Source organism: Cypionkella sp., from assembly GCF_028290025.1.
Classification (GTDB): Bacteria; Pseudomonadota; Alphaproteobacteria; order Rhodobacterales; family Rhodobacteraceae; genus Cypionkella.
Window position 1 is genome coordinate 26,066 of record NZ_JAQGKQ010000080.1, and the last position, 15,867, is coordinate 41,932.

13 protein-coding genes are annotated in these 15,867 nt (G+C 59.8%); 8 read left to right on the forward strand and 5 right to left on the reverse strand.

All coding sequences use genetic code 11. The features are described 5' to 3' along the window. Positions 1–56 precede the first annotated feature (56 nt). Positions 57–1,208 (forward strand): molecular chaperone DnaJ, encoded by a 1,152-nt coding sequence (gene dnaJ / locus JWS10_RS12895; protein WP_299477953.1) that lies wholly within the window; start codon positions 57–59, stop codon positions 1,206–1,208. Positions 1,209–1,232: 24 nt separating this feature from the next. On the opposite strand, the gene JWS10_RS12900 is transcribed toward dnaJ, so the two are convergent. Both JWS10_RS12900 and JWS10_RS12905 read right to left on the reverse strand, forming a co-directional pair. Further along, positions 1,233–2,765, reverse strand: a complete 1,533-nt coding sequence (locus tag JWS10_RS12900; protein ID WP_299508018.1) for a trimethylamine methyltransferase family protein — start codon at positions 2,763–2,765, stop codon at positions 1,233–1,235. Further along, positions 2,762–4,786 carry an FAD-dependent oxidoreductase gene (locus JWS10_RS12905; RefSeq protein WP_299508020.1) on the reverse strand — a complete coding sequence of 675 codons (2,025 nt, stop codon included), beginning with the start codon at positions 4,784–4,786 and terminating at the stop codon, positions 2,762–2,764. Before JWS10_RS12905 ends, JWS10_RS12900 begins: the two co-directional genes overlap by 4 nt. A gap of 120 nt (positions 4,787–4,906) precedes the next feature. On the opposite strand from JWS10_RS12905, the gene JWS10_RS12910 reads away from it, so the two are divergent. From JWS10_RS12910 to JWS10_RS12940, 7 genes are all read left to right on the forward strand, one after another. Next, positions 4,907–6,931: a CocE/NonD family hydrolase gene (locus JWS10_RS12910; RefSeq protein WP_299508022.1), complete on the forward strand. Its 2,025-nt coding sequence runs from the start codon at positions 4,907–4,909 to the stop codon at positions 6,929–6,931. A gap of 3 nt (positions 6,932–6,934) precedes the next feature. Next, positions 6,935–7,885, forward strand: coding sequence for an ABC transporter permease (locus tag JWS10_RS12915; RefSeq protein WP_299508024.1), 951 nt, complete (start codon positions 6,935–6,937; stop codon positions 7,883–7,885). Beyond that, a complete protein-coding gene (locus JWS10_RS12920) occupies positions 7,869–8,726 on the forward strand; it encodes an ABC transporter permease (protein WP_299508026.1) in 858 nt (285 codons plus the stop codon). Before JWS10_RS12915 ends, JWS10_RS12920 begins: the two co-directional genes overlap by 17 nt. Then, positions 8,723–9,718 carry an ABC transporter ATP-binding protein gene (locus tag JWS10_RS12925; RefSeq protein ID WP_299508028.1) on the forward strand — a complete coding sequence of 332 codons (996 nt, stop codon included), beginning with the start codon at positions 8,723–8,725 and terminating at the stop codon, positions 9,716–9,718. Before JWS10_RS12920 ends, JWS10_RS12925 begins: the two co-directional genes overlap by 4 nt. Beyond that, the gene (locus tag JWS10_RS12930; RefSeq protein WP_299508030.1) at positions 9,715–10,695 is read left to right on the forward strand and encodes an ABC transporter ATP-binding protein; all 981 of its coding nucleotides are present in this window, start codon (positions 9,715–9,717) and stop codon (positions 10,693–10,695) included. Before JWS10_RS12925 ends, JWS10_RS12930 begins: the two co-directional genes overlap by 4 nt. Further along, the gene (locus JWS10_RS12935) at positions 10,692–12,245 is read left to right on the forward strand and encodes an ABC transporter substrate-binding protein (RefSeq protein ID WP_299508032.1); all 1,554 of its coding nucleotides are present in this window, start codon (positions 10,692–10,694) and stop codon (positions 12,243–12,245) included. Before JWS10_RS12930 ends, JWS10_RS12935 begins: the two co-directional genes overlap by 4 nt. Positions 12,246–12,321: 76 nt before the next feature. Then, positions 12,322–12,924 carry a TetR family transcriptional regulator C-terminal domain-containing protein gene (locus JWS10_RS12940; protein ID WP_299508034.1) on the forward strand — a complete coding sequence of 201 codons (603 nt, stop codon included), beginning with the start codon at positions 12,322–12,324 and terminating at the stop codon, positions 12,922–12,924. Between the two features lie 196 nt (positions 12,925–13,120). On the opposite strand, the gene JWS10_RS12945 is transcribed toward JWS10_RS12940, so the two are convergent. The 3 genes from JWS10_RS12945 to JWS10_RS12955 are packed head-to-tail and all read right to left on the reverse strand — an operon-like array spanning position 13,121 to position 15,793. Further along, a complete protein-coding gene (locus JWS10_RS12945) occupies positions 13,121–14,062 on the reverse strand; it encodes an ornithine cyclodeaminase family protein (protein ID WP_299508036.1) in 942 nt (313 codons plus the stop codon). 25 nt (positions 14,063–14,087) lie between these two features. After that, complete coding sequence (locus JWS10_RS12950; RefSeq protein WP_299508038.1) at positions 14,088–14,858, reverse strand: amino acid ABC transporter ATP-binding protein; 771 nt, start codon at positions 14,856–14,858, stop codon at positions 14,088–14,090. Beyond that, on the reverse strand, positions 14,855–15,793 hold the full coding sequence (locus JWS10_RS12955) for an amino acid ABC transporter permease (protein ID WP_299508040.1): 939 nt from the start codon (positions 15,791–15,793) through the stop codon (positions 14,855–14,857). The genes JWS10_RS12950 and JWS10_RS12955 overlap by 4 nt, the downstream gene beginning before the upstream one ends. Positions 15,794–15,867 lie beyond the last annotated feature (74 nt).

Consider the following 15,867-nt stretch of genomic DNA (forward strand, 5'->3'; position numbering starts at 1 on the left):
AAACAGGGCGGCCCATGTAGGGGCCGCCCTGCCGCGTTCCCGTGAAGGGGTTTTGCATGGCAAAGCGCGATTATTACGACATCCTCGGCGCCCCAAAGGGGGCTTCCGCAGAGGATTTGAAGAAGGCATATCGGGTGAAAGCGAAAGAGCTTCACCCCGATCGCAATTCTGACAATCCCAACGCCGAAGCGCAGTTCAAAGAGTTGAACGAAGCCTACGAGGTGATGAAAGACGCTGACAAAAAGGCGGCTTATGACCGCTATGGTCACGCCGCTTTTGAAGGTGGCATGGGCGCAAGTGCTGGCCAACGTGGCGGTTATGCGGGCGGCAACGGCGATTTTGCGTCAGCGTTCTCGGACGTGTTCGAAGACCTGTTCGGCAACTTTACAGGTGGTCGTGGCGGTGGTGGGCGTAGCCGTGCGCAGCGAGGGTCCGACCTGCGCTACAATCTGCGCGTCAGCATGGAAGAAGCCTTTGCAGGCGTTCAGAAAACCATCAACGTACCGACCTCTGTGACCTGCGACATCTGCCACGGCACTGGGGCCGAGGGCGGGGCTGAACCCGTGACCTGCCCGACCTGTTCGGGCATGGGCAAGGTCCGCGCACAACAGGGTTTCTTTACCGTTGAGCGCACCTGTCCGACCTGTAACGGTGCTGGGCAAATGGTGAAAAACCCCTGCAAAAACTGTGCAGGGCATGGCCGGGTTGAGAAAGATCGTTCGCTGTCGGTTAACATTCCGGCAGGCGTTGAAACTGGCACGCGAATTCGCCTTGCCGGTGAGGGTGAGGCTGGGATGCGCGGCGGTCCGTCGGGTGATCTTTACATCTTCATCGAGATGAAAGAACACGCGATTTTCCAACGCGACGGCGTGCATTTGTTCTGCCGCGTGCCGGTCAGTCTGGCGACGGCTGCGCTTGGTGGTGAGATCGAAGTGCCGACAATTGACGGCGGTAAATCCCGCGTCAAAGTGCCGGCGGGCGCGCAAACCGGCAAGCAGATGCGCCTGCGCTCCAAGGGGATGCCTGCTTTGCGTGGCGGTGGTTCCGGCGATATGGTCATCGAGTTGGCGGTGGAAACTCCGGTCAATTTGACCTCGCGGCAGAAAGAAATCCTGCGGGAGTTTGATACTTTGTCGACGGACAATAACCCAGAAGGGTCGTCGTTCTTCTCAAAAGTCAAAGGCTTTTGGGACGGGATGAAAAGCTAAGCTAAGGCGGGCAGCGATGCCCGCCTAATTCATTGGTGCGCCGCCCTCTGCTTTGCGACGAGCGACGAATGCGCTTAAAGCCTCATCAATTCCTTGGTCAAGCGGCGGCTGCTCATACTCCGCAAGCACTTGTTTCCAAACCAGATTCGCCCGCTCGCGTGTCTGCACGGCGCCCTTGCCCAGCCATGTCGTATGGTTATCCCAATTCGACAACAGCGGCGTGTAGAACGCTTGCTCATACCGGCTCATGGTGTGATCCGAGCCGAAGAAATGACCGCCTGAGCCAACCTCACGGATCGCGTCAAACGCCAAAGTCGCCTCATCCACCACCAGCGGCGTGAAATATTCCTGCATCATTTGCAGCATTTCTGCATCGACAATCAGCTTCTCAAAACTCGCCGTCAGCCCGCCATGCAGCCAGCCCGCCGCGTGTTCGATCAGATGCGCCCCGCCCATCATCGCGCCCCACAGAGACATCTGCGACTCGTAGGCCGCCTGCGCATCAACCTCATTGGCTGCGTTGACGTTGGACGAGCGAAACGGCACCCCGATCAACCGCGCGAGTTGCCCCGAAGCCTGCGCCGCCTTGGTATATTCCGGCGTGCCAAACGCAGGCGCGCCCGATCGCATATCGACGTTTGAGGTAAACCCGCCATACATCACCGGCACGCCCGGCCGCACGATCTGGGTCAAAGCAATCCCCACCATCGCCTCGGCATGTTGCATCACCAGCGCCCCGGCCAACGTCACCGGGCTCATCGCGCCTGCCAAGGTAAACGGCGTGATAACCACGACCTGACCGTAGGCCGCCATCGTCATCAGCCCCTCGGCCATCGGAATATCCAGTTGCAGCGGCGAGTTCGTGTTGATGATGCCCAGCAAGCACGGGCGGTCGCGCAGCCCTTCCGGCGTGGTGCCAAGGCTGATCGCCGCCATTTCGATGCCATCCATCGTGCGCTGCTGGCCCAAAGTCTCGGTCTGCCAATTCTTGTCCAACAAACGGATTTGCGCATGAAAGCAATCGAGATAACGGGTATCGGCGGGTAAATCCATCGGCTCAAACGGATTGCCTCCGCTTTGGTGGATAACGTTAAGGCTTTGAATTACTTTCAGATAATCCTGCATCTCAGCAAAACTGCCTGTCCTGCGCCCGCCATCATTGTCCATCACATAGGCAGGCCCACCGACCGAGGCGAACACGCAATCGGTCCCGCCAAAGCGCAGGTTTCGTGCCGGATTGCGCGCCTCGAGCCCGAAAGTGCGCGGCACTGTGGAAAGCAAACTGCTGACCAAATCTGGGTCGAGCCGCACTGTCTCACCCAAGATTTGCGCCCCTGCGCGCGCAAACAACTCCCGCGCGCGCGGCTCCAACACCGCCATGCCAATCTCGGCCAACACACGCAGGGCAGAGGTGTGGATCGCCATTACATGATCCGCCGAGAGCACCTCTGTAGGAGCGTAAGGGCGCGGTACTTGGCCGAACGGCATCTGGTGCAAGCTGCCCATCGAGCGCGGGCCACGGCTGGCACTGCGTTTGCGGGGGGCTGGTTCGGTCATAATATTCCCTTCAATGGCGGCTTCTCGCGCCGTAATACAGGCTCCACTGCTCCACCAAATCCACGAGCAAAGCGATGCGCGGAATATACCGCATCGGCGATGGACGACGGCTGCAGGCAATCGCCGATGCGGGAAACCGCAACTCCCATCGCCACCAAGGGCGCGTAAAGATCATCCACGGGTATGCGCCCCGTTACCAAAATCAGCGTTCCGCAAGGCCGCTCCACCTCGCGTCCCGTATAAGCGCAGGCCAAGCGAATCGCGTCCGGCGATTGCTCGACCAGCGTATGCAGAGGCACAATTTCCACCCCCGCCTTTAGCAGCCGTGTCTGCACAAATCCCTGCTCATCGGTCAGCGCCGTCCAACTGGAAGCCGTCGCGTGAGGCGTCACGTAGCAAACCGCATGACCCTGCGCACTCAGCCGTTCTGCTAGCGCGCCACCCATGAAATAATGCTCGTCATCATAGATAACCACGCGCCCTTCCACGACGGCACCGGCAAAAATGTCGTCTGGGATCAGCGCCTTAGGAAAATCCAACCCCAGCATCCCCGACGCGCCTATGCCGTCGCGCCGCCACCGCGAGCCAGTCGCCAGCACCACATGATCCGCACCGAATTCGGCAATATCGGCCGCCGTCATCTTGCTGCCCGGATAGACCTGAACATTGTCCAGCTTGCCGATCATATGCGCCCGCCAATCTCGCACCCTGATCCAAGTGCCAAGCCCCGGCAGCGTCGATTCGCGCAAAATCCGCCCGCCCAAAGCCCCGGCTTTTTCCGCCAACGTGACCTCGGCACCACGCCGCCCCAAAGCCAGCACAGCCTCGAGCCCTGCAGGCCCCGCACCGACGACCAGCACCTTTTGCCGCTTCGGCAGCACTGCGATCCGTTCGGGATGCCAGCCCTGCCGCCACTCCTCTGCAATCGTCGGGTTCTGCGTGCAGCGCAGATGCACCGCCTCATTATTCGCAGCACGGCACATATTGCAGCCGATACACTCGCGGATTTCATCTGCCCGACCTTCGCGGATTTTTAACGGCAGGAACGGGTCGGCGATTGAGGGCCTTGCTGCGCCGATGAAATCCTGGACCCCGCGTTTGATCTGCGCCACCATCGTTTCGGGTGAAGTAAACCGCCCAACGGAGACCACCGGCTTGCTGGTCAGGCTTTTCACGAACGCCACATAGGGCTCCTGAAACCCCTCGGGACTGAACCGCGCCGATTTGCTGTCATTGCCCAGAGCGCCCGCGATATTCACGTCCCACAGGTCGGGCAGTTCGGCGAGCATCTCAATCACCTCGCGCCCTTCGCCCTCGCTGGTGATGCCGCGCGGTCCGTGGAGTTCATCCACCGCCAACCGCACCGCCACGGCGCAAGTGTCGCCGACCGCGTCTTTGGTATCCTCGATCATCTCGCGCAGCAGCCGCGCGCGATTCTCCAAGCTGCCGCCATATGCATCGCCGCGCGTATTACTGCGGCCCGACAGGAATTGAAACGGCAGGTAGTCGTGGCCTGCATAGACATAGATAATGTCAAACCCCGCCCGCTTGGCGCGCAAAGCTGCATCGCGCTGCCAGCCCCGGAACACTTTGATATCGCTGCCGTCCATTGCCCGCGCCGTGGTCGGCAGATGAAACATTGCAGGCTGCACGTCGGGCGCAATCCCCGGCACCCGCGTCATCCGGTTTGAGGCATGTGCGCCACCGTGCCACAACTCGATCCCCGCCAAACTGCCATGCGCGTGGATCGCATCGGCGGTCAGCGCCAGGGCCGCAATATCGCTGTCATCCCACAAGGTCAGAAATCCGTGCGGGCTATCGTCGGATGTCGGATGGATCGAGCAATACTCGGTGCAGACGACACCCCAGCCGCCTTCCGCCTTCATCCCGCGCAAAGCTGCGCCTGCCTGCGGGCGCTGCCAGCCCAGTCCGGTGGCGTGCGGAGTTTGATAGAAACGGTTCGGCGCCGTGACTGGACCGATCTTCACAGGTTCAAAAAGGATCGCGTGGGCAGGGTCCATCATAGCCTCGATGTTGAATGACCGTATAGTTGGTACGGATACAGCCAAGCGTCAATGGTCTTAAATTTATGTTGCCAAGTGGCATACGCTTGTTACATGATCGTTCAACAAGAGGATCACATGCCACAAATCCAGACTGAGTTTCCACATCAGGTGCACATTGTCGAAACCCTCTGGGTGCCGCTGCCAGATGGCACGCGGCTGGCGGCGAAGGTGTGGCTGCCGGATACGGCACTGAATGGCGATGCTCCGGTTCCGGTCTTGCTGGAATACCTGCCGTATCGGTTGCGAGATGGCACCCGCACCCGCGATCAAGGGCTGCATATGTATGTGGCGGGCCACGGTTATGCCTGTGTGCGGCTGGATATTCGTGGCACCGGCGACAGCGAAGGCATCATCACCGGAGAATATACCGAGCAGGAACAGCTTGACGGTGTCGCGGCGATTGAATGGCTGGCAGCGCAGCCGTGGTGTGATGGCCAGGTCTCGATGATTGGCATTTCATGGGGCGGTTTCAATGGATTGCAAATTGCTGCGCTCCAGCCTGCGGCGCTGAAATCCATCATCACGGTCGGCTCCACCGATGACCGCTATGCCACTGATATTCATTGGGTCGGCGGTTGTCTGTCGAAGGATAACTTCGACTGGTCCGCGACGATGTTCTCCGGCAATGATTTGCCGCCCGACCCGCAAGTGGTCGGTGAGGCATGGCGCGATATGTGGATGGCTCGCATCAAAGCCAACAAACCGTGGATCAACGAATGGCTGCACCACCAGCGCCGAGATGAGTATTGGAAGCAGGGTTCGATCTGCGAAGATTTCTCGGCGATCAAAATTCCCGTCTATGCTGTTAGCGGTTGGGCCGACAATTACTCCGAAGCGGTGCCGCGTCTCTTGGCAAACCTTAAAGGCCCGCGCCTCGGCCTTATTGGCCCTTGGGCGCATTCCTATCCGCACGAAGTCACTGTCGAACCTGCAATCGGCTGGCTGCAAGAACTGGTGCGCTGGCTGGATCATTGGACCAAGGGCATCGACACCGGCATGATGGATCAGCCGATGTATCGGGTCTGGATGCAGGAATATGTCCCGCCGCAAACTTGCTATCTGGACCGTCCCGGTCGCTGGGTCGCCGAGGAAAGCTGGCCATCCCAGCGCATACGATCCGAGCATTTGACCCTCAGCGCGCACGGCGTTCTGGGCGGTGAAGGCTTCGGCACCCAGCAAATATGCTCCCCCCTCTGGGTCGGCCTGACTGCCGGAGAAGTCGGACGCTACGGCAATGACGCCGACTGGCCCACCGATCAGCGCGAGGATGATGGCGGCTCACTGGTGTTCATCAGCGCCCCCCTGACCGAGACCAAAGAAATCCTGGGCGCCCCGCAACTGCAGCTGACGTTTTCCAGCGACAAACCCCAAGCCCTTGTCGCCGTGCGCCTCAACGATATCGCCCCCGATGGCCGCTCCACCCGCGTCGCCGTCGGTTTGCTGAACCTCACCCACCGCGACAGCCACGAGCATGCAACCGCTCTAATGCCCGGCCAAACCTACAGCGCCAGCGTCGATCTTGACGATATAGCCCACGCCTTTCCACCCGGCCACCGCATCGCTGTGTCAATATCGACCACCTATTACCCAATCGCATGGCCCTCGCCAGAACTCGCCACCCTCACCGTCCACCTCGGCGACAGCCATCTCGAACTCCCCGTTCGCCCAGCGCGCGCCGAAGATGCCGATCTCCTCGATTTCGGCCCCCCGATCATCGCTCCGCAAACGCCACACACCTATCACCCGATCGAAAATCGCCCACAGCGCCGCGTCACCCGCGACCTGCTGTCAGGCAAAATGACCGTCGATTTTCCGCGCTGGAATTACAGCAAAACCATGCCCGACATTGGCCAGACCCAAACCGCCACCGGCACCATCAGCCACGAGATCATCGACGGCGACCCGCTCTCTGCCGTCACCCTTACCGATTACAAAGTCACCATGCAGTTCCCTGACCACACCATCCACCACCACTCCACTGGCCGAATGTCCTGCACCGCCACCCATTTCCGGGTCGAGCAAACGCTGAAAATCCACGAAGCCGACACCCTGATTTTTGAACGTGAATGGGATGAGGAGATTGCGCGTGACATGGTCTGACCGATGCTGACCTATGCGATCAAACGCGTGGCCCTCGCGGCGCTGATCTTGTTTGTGGTTATGCTGGCGATGTATGGCATGGTGTTTCTGGTGCCCGGAGACCCCGCCAGCGTTGCCCTCGGCCCGCGCGCCACGCCTGCGCTAAAAGCCATGCTGACCGAGCGTATGGGCCTAGACCAACCCGTCGCCGTGCAAATCTGGCGCTTCTTTGCCAATGCCGCGCAGGGTGATCTTGGCATCGACGTGTGGTCAAAACGCCCGGTCCTAGACCAAATCCTCGAAGCATTTCCTCAAACCCTGCTGCTCGGCGTGATCGCCCTAACTTGGGCGCTCATCCTCGGCATCACCCTTGGAGTCCTCGCCGTCGTCTATCGCGGCACTTTCATCGACCGCGCTCTCGGCCTCGTCTCGGTTAGCTTCATCTCGGTGCCCTCCTTCGTCGTCGCCATCTACCTGCTGCTGATCTTCGCGGTCTGGCTGCAATGGCTTCCCGCCATCGGCGCGGGCAAGGCGGGCGATATCCCCTCACAAATCAAGGCGTTAATCCTACCCTCCATCGCAGTCGGCATCGGTTGGGTCGGCTATCTCGCCCGCATGGTCCGTGCTTCAATGCTGGAGATCATGGGTGCCAACCACATCCGCACCGCCCGCGCCTTTGGCCTGCCCGAGCGCAAAGTCGTCACGCGCTACGCCCTGCGCCTTGCCATCGTGCCGACGATTTCGGTGATCGCGGTTGGCCTCGGCAGCATCCTGTCCAGCGCGGTTTTTGTCGAAACCGTATTCTCGCGCCCCGGCATCGGCACGCTGATCACCGGAGCCGTCTTCAAACGCAACTACCCCGTGGTAATGGGCACCGTTCTGGTCACAACCGCCTTCTACCTGCTGGTGATCACCTGCGCTGACCTGCTGATCGCCAAGTTAGACCCGAGGGTGCGCGATGCGCTGGCCCGTTAATACACGCGCGCTGCGGGCGCTGATCCGCGATCCGATGGGGCTGATGGGGCTGATACTTGTGGCATTATTCATCACCATGGCCATCGCTGCGCCGATCCTCGCCCCCTACAATCCGCTCGCGCTGGATGTGCGCGCCAAGCTGCAATCACCCAGCCTCGCGCATTGGCTTGGCACCGATCAGTTGGGCCGCGATACGCTGTCACGCATCATTTACGGCGCACGCACCGCGCTGACCATTGCGATCACGGCAATCGGCCTTGCGGGAACCATCGGCATCCTGCTGGGCCTGATCGCAGGCTACGGCCCGCGCTGGCTCGACGCCGCCCTTGTGCTGATCTTCGACGCCCTGAACTCCCTGCCAATGATGATGTTCGCCCTCGCCATCATCACCGTCCTCGGCCCCGGCACAGGCACGCTCATCCTCGTCGTGGTCCTTGTGTCCATCCCCGGCTACGCCCGCCTGATCCGCGCCCAAACCCTAAGCCTGCGTAGCGCCGATTTCATCGTGGCCGAGCAAGCCATCGGTGCCAGCACCCCCCGCATCCTGCTGATGCACCTTCTGCCGAACGTCTTCGGCCCGCTGTGTATCGTGCTGTCGATGGATATACCCGTGGTGATCATGCTGGAGGCCGGCCTCAGCTACCTCAACCTCGGCGTCAAACCCCCGACGCCGTCATGGGGCAACATCCTATATGACGGCTATACTGCCATCCGCACCTCGAGCACTCTAGTCATCGCCGCCGGAGCACCGCTTGTACTGGCCACCCTCGGCTTCACCTTCCTCGGCGAGGGCCTGCGCGACGCCCTAGACCCCCGCTTTGCTACCGCGAGGCCGCGATGAACCCGCCGTTGCTAGAAATCGACGCTCTCAACATCACTTACCATACCGACCACGGCAAACTTTCGGCCCTGCGCGGGGCAAGCCTGATCGCCCGCGCAGGTGAAGTTATCGGCATCGTCGGCGAAAGCGGTTGCGGCAAATCCACCCTTGCGGCGAGCGTCATCAACCTGCTGCCGCAAGCCGCCGAAGTCACCAGCGGCGCGGTACGTTACAAAGGCCAAGACATTCTGGCCCTGCCTCCCGACGCTCAGCGCGCTTTGCGCGGTCAAGACATCGCGATGATCTTCCAAGACCCGATGACCGCCTTCAACCCCGTGCTGACGATGGGGGCGCAACTGGTCGATTTCCAGCACGCCGCGCAAATCTCTCGCGCTGAAAAGCTAAACCGCGCCCGCGCTTTGCTGGTCCGCGTCGGTATGCCCGACCCCGATCTGACACTGCGTCGCTATCCGCACCAACTGTCGGGCGGGATGCGCCAACGCGTTGCCATCGCCGCCGCGTTGCTGATGAACCCCACCATCCTCGTTGCCGATGAACCGACCACCGCGCTGGATGTGACGATGGAGGCGCAGATCATCCATCTGCTGCGCGATCTGCGCCGCGATTATCAAGGCGCAATCCTTGTGATTACCCACCATCTGGGCGTCGTCGCCGAACTCTGCGACCGGGTCTATGTGATGTATGCGGGCGAAGTGGTGGAGGAAGCCCTCGTCGATGACCTGTTCCACGCCCCCCGCCACCCCTACACCAGCGCGCTAATTGCCTGCGATCCCGGCCATTTCGATGAACCCACCCCAATCCTGCCCACCATTCCCGGCCGCCTGCCAGATCTGCGCAACCCACCCATCGGATGCAGCTTTGCCCCGCGCTGTCCTATCGCCAGCGATATATGCGCCACCCGACCGCCCCGCGTACAAATCTCACCCACTCAATCCGCGCTTTGCCATAAGGCACTCCACGTCGGGCAACTCGTCACCGAGTCGCTGCTATGACGCTGCTCTCTGTGCAAAACCTTGCCCTAGACCTGCCCCTCCCCGGTGGCCTTATGTCCGCCCTCAACCCAAAATCCCGACGCAGCCTACAAATCTTCGCCGATGTCTCTTTCACCCTAAATCCCGGCGAAACTCTCGGCCTTGTCGGCGAGTCTGGTTCTGGCAAAACCACCCTTGCCCGCGCCCTGCTGGGCCTGACCCCCACCACCCACGGCACGATCCACTTCGACGACCTCCAACGCAGCACCCCCGCTGATTTCGCCGCCATGCGTGGCCGCACCGCGATGATGTTCCAAGACGCCATCGCCTCACTCTCCCCCCGCATGACCATCGGCGCGCTGCTCACCGAACCCCTCACCATTCACGGCCAGCCGAGAACCCCGACCAAAATCGCCGACATGCTGGCCCTCGTCGGCCTCCCCCCCGATTTCGCCAACCGCTATCCGCACGAACTATCCGGAGGCCAAGCCCGCCGCGTAGGCGTTGCCCGCGCGCTGGTGCTGAACCCCAAACTGGTGATCGCCGATGAACCCACTGCGGGCCTCGATGTCTCGGTCCAAGGCGAAATCCTCAACCTGATGACTGATCTCAAAACCCGGCTGAACCTCAGCTACCTGATCATCAGCCACAACCTTGCCATGGTCCGCCATGTCTCAGACCGCATCGCTGTGATGTATCTGGGACGCCTTGTCGAGATCGGACCAACAAGGCAAACATTCGCCCAACCCCTGCATCCCTATTCCCAAAGGCTGATCGCCTCGGAACCGCTGCCCGATCCGCGCAAACGTCGCGAAGACCTTGCGATCAAAGGTGAAATCCCCAGCCTGCTCAATCGCCCCAAGGCCTGCGTGTTTCAAAGCCGGTGCCCGCTCGTCCAACCGATTTGCCGCAACATCCCACCAGAATTACGCGAAATCACCCCACACAGGTTCGTGCGCTGCCACTTCGCCGAGCCCCCAACAGGAGCATTCCCATGACCCAATGGCGCACCGACCGTCGCGGCTTCCTGCAAACCGCAGGCATTGCCCTCGCCAGCCTGACCCTGCCCGCCAAATTTGCTTGGGCGGCAGAGGGCGACACCCTGCGCATACGCGCGGGCGCCGATTTCCAATGCCTTGACCCGAAAGGCATCATCGGCGAGTTGGATGAGATCATTCCCCGCTGCACCCAAGTCGCCCTTGTCCGTTTGGGAGACATGCGCGACGGCAACAAATGGCAGCCTTGGGGTGCCGAGAAAATCGACTGGATCGACCCTACCAAAATCGGCTTCACCCTACGCGAGGGTCTGCAATGGTCGAACGGCTTCGGCCCGGTCACCCCCGAGGATGTAAAATTTTCCTTTGAGCGTATCGCAGGCAGCGATTCCGCTTGGGCCTACCAGTTCGAGAAACTTGACCATGTTGAAGTCATCGACGCCCGCTCTGGCATCATCCATTTGAAAGAGGCATTCGCCCCCTTCATGGTTATCGCGCTGCCCTATTACGGCGGCAATATCATCTGCAAAGCCGCAACCGAGAAAGTCGGCGGCAGCTATACGACCGAAGCCCCCGCCGAATGTGGCCCCTACCGCTTTTTCGCTTGGGAGCAGAACCAGAAGGTCACGCTTACCGCCAACCCGGATTGGACCGGCCCGAAACCCGCCTTCTCAACCGTTGAAATCTATATCGTCAGCGATGATCAAGCCGCGCAACTCGCCTACGAGGCCGACGCGTTTGATTTCACCAAACTCGCCGTCAGCGCCACCGCCCAAATCAAATCCGCGATGCCAGAAGGCGCTACCTTGATCCAAGCCCAGTCCGCCCGCTATGCGTGGCTGACCATCAACATGAACGCCGAACCGCTGAAAGATATCCGCGTCCGCCAAGCCATCCAATATGCCTATGACGGCGATGCGGTTCTGCTCGGCGCGTATGACGGCCTCGCCACCCGCTCTACCGGAGTGGTCCCGCCGACCAGCCCCTTCGCCCGTGCCACAAACCTGATCCAGACCCGTGATGTTGAAAAAGCCAAGGCACTTCTAGCCGAGGCTGGCGTTTCTGATCTGACGCTGAAACTTGTCGCGCTGACCGACAGCACCACTCAGGCCATTGCGCAGATCTTCCAAGCCAATATGGCCGAGGCTGGCATCACCATTGAAATCCAACCCACCGAGGATGCCGCTTACTGGTCAGAAGGCGATAAAACAGCGGGCGAGGGCTATAAGTCGCTTGAACTGGCGCTGATGAACTTCGCGGGCGGCATTGATCCGACCGAAAATCTGGTCTGGTTCCGCCCCGATCAAATCGGCATCTACAACTGGTCGTTCTTCGATAGTCCCGAGTTTGAGGCGCTGTATCAGCAAGGTCTAACCGAACAAGATGAGGCAAAGCGCAAGGCGATCTTCAACAAGATGGAAGACCTGATGGAAGCCTCAGGCTGCTTCATATTCATCTGTTTCGAGCCTTACATCGCCATCCACGACAGCAATATCAAACCGGTAATCATGGCAGACGGTCACCCCGATCCGGTCATGTTTACAAAGGCTTGATCGCAGTCGTTATATCAGCGACACAGCAGTTGGGCCGGGATATTCTCGGCCCGCAGCCCCACCCTGCAGGCCAGTGATGACAACCACCACCACCCCCAAATACACCCGGCTAACCTCGGCAGAACGATCAGCCAGCCTGATCCAAGCCAGCTTGGCTTGCCTTGCCCGTGGTGGCATCCTCGAATTCACCATCGACAATATCTGCAACGAAGCCGGCGTCTCGCGCGGCTTGATCACCCATCATTTCAAATCGAAAGACGGCCTGTTGGTCGCGGTATACCGCGCGATGTATGAACGTCTTCACTCGGGGTTGGAAGCGCCTAACCCAAGACGCTCGCGCCTTCTGGCAATCCTAGACGCCATGTTCGCGCCAGAGTTTTTCAGCCGCGAAGAGCTGAACATCTGGCTCGCGCTGTGGTCAGAAATCGTCAACAATCCGGCGCTGAAACGCGAACATCGCCGTCAATATTCACGCTATCGCCGCGATTTGGAAACTGCTCTCGCCGAAGTAGCGACCGCCCGCAATTTGACCATCGACATCAAATCTCTCGCCCAAATGCTGATCGCCTTGGTGGACGGCTTGGGGCTGGAGCGCTGCATAGAGCCGAAACTCCTCTCTCCCAAAGCCGCCAAGCAAATCTGCATAACCACCTTAGAACGCGCTCTAGGACCGCTTTAGCGCAACTTCCACCCGATCACTCAATTACGATTTCGGACCGAGACGAATGCGGATATGCAAGGTTTAGTCCGTCCGTGCTTGCAACTATCGTCCAACGCGCTGCATCTCTACGTCAGATTTAGCGCCGAAGTAGGGGGCAGAACGACAAATCTGTGTCTTTGGAAGTCGGGATTATAATCTGGAGTCCTCTGTTAGATTATTGCCGTGACAAGAGGTGGCGCGCAGTGAACAGGTCGAGATGACCGCCGCCGACATTCTTAAACATGGTGATTTCACTGTCGCTGCTGCGGCCAGCATGTGCGCCCTGACAAAGATCGAACAGGTCAGCGACGATCTGCTCGCGGGTGATTAATCCGCGGGCAAGTGGTTCGGCAACCTCACCGCTGCCTTCGCAACCATTGCGGGTATCGACAAAGATGCGGCCCGCACGTCGGACGACATCGTCATCCGCCTCACGCATCTCGGGCATGTAAGCGCCGATCAAATCGACGTGGCAGCCGGGCTTCAGCAGGGCACCCTTTACCAAGGGCTCTGTCGCCATGGTCACGCAGGATACGATATCAGCTTGCGGTAGGGCGTCGTCCAGATCGTGGACGGTCGTGATATCGACCGGCAGATGCTTTAGGCTGGCTGCCAAGTTCGTCGCCTTCTGCGGATTGCGGTTCCAGATCATGACACGTCGGATCGACGGACGCACAGCGGTGTGCGCCTCAATCACATGCGGCGCGAGACCACCGGCGCCAAGCACAAGCAGTACCTCAACGTTCTTACGGGCTAGCAGATCGACCGCCAGCGCAGAATCGGCTGCCGTTTTGCGAAACGTAAGAGCTGCGCCGTCACAGGTCATCAGCGGTGCGCCGGTTTTGCCGTTGATCAGCGTGACCAGACCCTGCACCGAAGGCTCGGGAACGGGCAGGGATGGGTTGTCGGGAAATACGCCAACAAGTTTGACAGCGATCACATCCCCGGAAGACCAAGCGACCAGAGATATGAACTTGTTGGCCTCATTGCCACTGTCGCTTAGCACCTGCACGCGTGCTTGCGGCATCACGCCATCACGGTGGGCCAGACGCAGCGCCTCGACCAAGCTTGGATAGTCTAGCAGGGCATGAACTGTGTCGGCATTCAGATGCTGCATGTAAAGCTTTCAGATTAAGAGATGTTCAGAGTAAGCGAGCCAAGAAAGCCTTGGTGCGGGTGTGCTGGGGATTGGAAAGCACGTCCTTCGGTGGGCCAGCCTCCACAATAACGCCGCCGTCCATGAAGATCAGATGGTCGGCCACATCGCGGGCAAAGCTCATCTCATGGGTAACGACCACCATGGTCATGCCGTCTTCGGCGAGTTGGCGCATCACGGCCAGCACTTCACCCACCAATTCGGGATCGAGCGCTGAGGTCGGCTCGTCGAACAGCATCACAGCCGGTTTCATCGCCAGCGAACGGGCGATTGCCACGCGCTGTTGCTGTCCCCCGGAAAGCTGTCTGGGATAGTAGTGTGCCCGCTCGCGAAGGCCGACTTTGTCGAGCAATGCCATGCCCTCGGCAACGGCTTCGGATTTTTTGCGGCGTTGCACGATGATCGGTGCTTCGACAATGTTTTCAAGCGCCGTCTTGTGCGGGAAAAGGTTGAAGCTTTGGAACACCATGCCCATACGCTGACGCTGTGCGGCGAGTTCATTGAATGACATTTGGCGCAGGGTGTTGCCGTGCCAGCGCATGCCCACCGGATCGCCGTCGAGAAAAACGACGCCAGAATCGGGCACTTCAAGATAATTCAGGCACCGCAGCAGCGTGCTCTTGCCCGAGCCGGATGGCCCGACAATGCAGGTGACGTCGCCGAGTTTGACGCTCATATCAATTTTGTTCAGAACTTGGTGTGTTCCGAAGCTTTTGGAAAGGCGCTCAACATTAAGCAATGGCATCGTGGTACTCATTTCGAGACCTCCGTACGGGGTGCCCCAAATTTGATGCGGAACAGTGACGAGAGGATCAGGCTGAGCTCCAGCGGCCTTCCATCATTCAGGCGATGTTCGATGTAATGCTCGATCAGGGTCAGGATGGTCGACAGAACCAGATACCAGATCGTCGCGACGATCAGCAGCGGAATGGTCTGGTAGGTGCGTGAATAGATCATTTGCGCGGAATAGAGCAGGTCGGGAAGGGCCAGCACGCTGACCAGCGAGGTGAATTTCAGCATGGAAATGGTGTCGTTGCCGATCGGCGGGATGACTATCTTCAGCGCCTGCGGCAGTACGATGCGGCGCAGCGTCTGTGACCGGGTCATACCCAGTGTTGCGGCGGCTTCTGTTTGCCCGACATTGATCGCCTGAATGCCCGCGCGGATCATCTCGGCGGCGTAGGCACTTTCCGTCAACGCTAGGCCGAGCACCGCGGCACTGAAAGGCGTGATCAGCGAATTCATACTGGCTGACCAGAGCTCTGGGCCGAAGGGAACACCAATGGATACGGTGGGTATCAGCAAGGCCAAGTTGTACCAGAAGATCAGCTGGACAAGCGGAGGCACGCCACGAAAAAACCAGATCCAAGCCCAGCTTGCGGTCTGGAACACCGGATTTTTGGACAAGCGCATAATGGCGAGCACCACGCCTATGGCAAGACCGATAATCATGGCGACGAATGTCAGCAAAAGTGTGCGCCCGAGCCCAGCCAAAATTTCAGGGCTGAAGAGATATTGCGCAACTATGTCCCAATGAAGATTTTCATTGGTCACCAGCAGGCGGATGAATAGCACCACAAAGAGGGACAGTGCGGCCCCGCCTATCCACCAAGATGGATGCCGCAGCGGCCGCGGTTTGGTTTCGTGGATATCGGGTCGCGCCGATGTGGGACTTTTTAAATCTTGAGCCATTCATACCTCTGGCAGAAAACGATCGGAGCCGCAGCTTGCGGCTCCTCAGCGTTTAAGCGGGCGGACCAAACCAC

What these genes read in the sequence shown, in the direction of transcription:
- JWS10_RS12910 (WP_299508022.1), top strand. Translation starts at nt 4,907, where the DNA reads ATGCCACAAATCCAGACTGAGTTTCCACATCAGGTGCACATTGTCGAA.
- JWS10_RS12955 (WP_299508040.1), bottom strand. Translation starts at nt 15,793, where the DNA reads ATGGCTCAAGATTTAAAAAGTCCCACATCGGCGCGACCCGATATCCAC.
- JWS10_RS12945 (WP_299508036.1), bottom strand. Translation starts at nt 14,062, where the DNA reads ATGCAGCATCTGAATGCCGACACAGTTCATGCCCTGCTAGACTATCCA.
- JWS10_RS12920 (WP_299508026.1), top strand. Translation starts at nt 7,869, where the DNA reads ATGCGCTGGCCCGTTAATACACGCGCGCTGCGGGCGCTGATCCGCGAT.
- JWS10_RS12915 (WP_299508024.1), top strand. Translation starts at nt 6,935, where the DNA reads ATGCTGACCTATGCGATCAAACGCGTGGCCCTCGCGGCGCTGATCTTG.
- JWS10_RS12905 (WP_299508020.1), bottom strand. Translation starts at nt 4,786, where the DNA reads ATGGACCCTGCCCACGCGATCCTTTTTGAACCTGTGAAGATCGGTCCA.
- JWS10_RS12925 (WP_299508028.1), top strand. Translation starts at nt 8,723, where the DNA reads ATGAACCCGCCGTTGCTAGAAATCGACGCTCTCAACATCACTTACCAT.
- JWS10_RS12950 (WP_299508038.1), bottom strand. Translation starts at nt 14,858, where the DNA reads ATGAGTACCACGATGCCATTGCTTAATGTTGAGCGCCTTTCCAAAAGC.
- JWS10_RS12900 (WP_299508018.1), bottom strand. Translation starts at nt 2,765, where the DNA reads ATGACCGAACCAGCCCCCCGCAAACGCAGTGCCAGCCGTGGCCCGCGC.
- JWS10_RS12930 (WP_299508030.1), top strand. Translation starts at nt 9,715, where the DNA reads ATGACGCTGCTCTCTGTGCAAAACCTTGCCCTAGACCTGCCCCTCCCC.
- JWS10_RS12940 (WP_299508034.1), top strand. Translation starts at nt 12,322, where the DNA reads ATGACAACCACCACCACCCCCAAATACACCCGGCTAACCTCGGCAGAA.
- JWS10_RS12935 (WP_299508032.1), top strand. Translation starts at nt 10,692, where the DNA reads ATGACCCAATGGCGCACCGACCGTCGCGGCTTCCTGCAAACCGCAGGC.
- dnaJ (WP_299477953.1), top strand. Translation starts at nt 57, where the DNA reads ATGGCAAAGCGCGATTATTACGACATCCTCGGCGCCCCAAAGGGGGCT.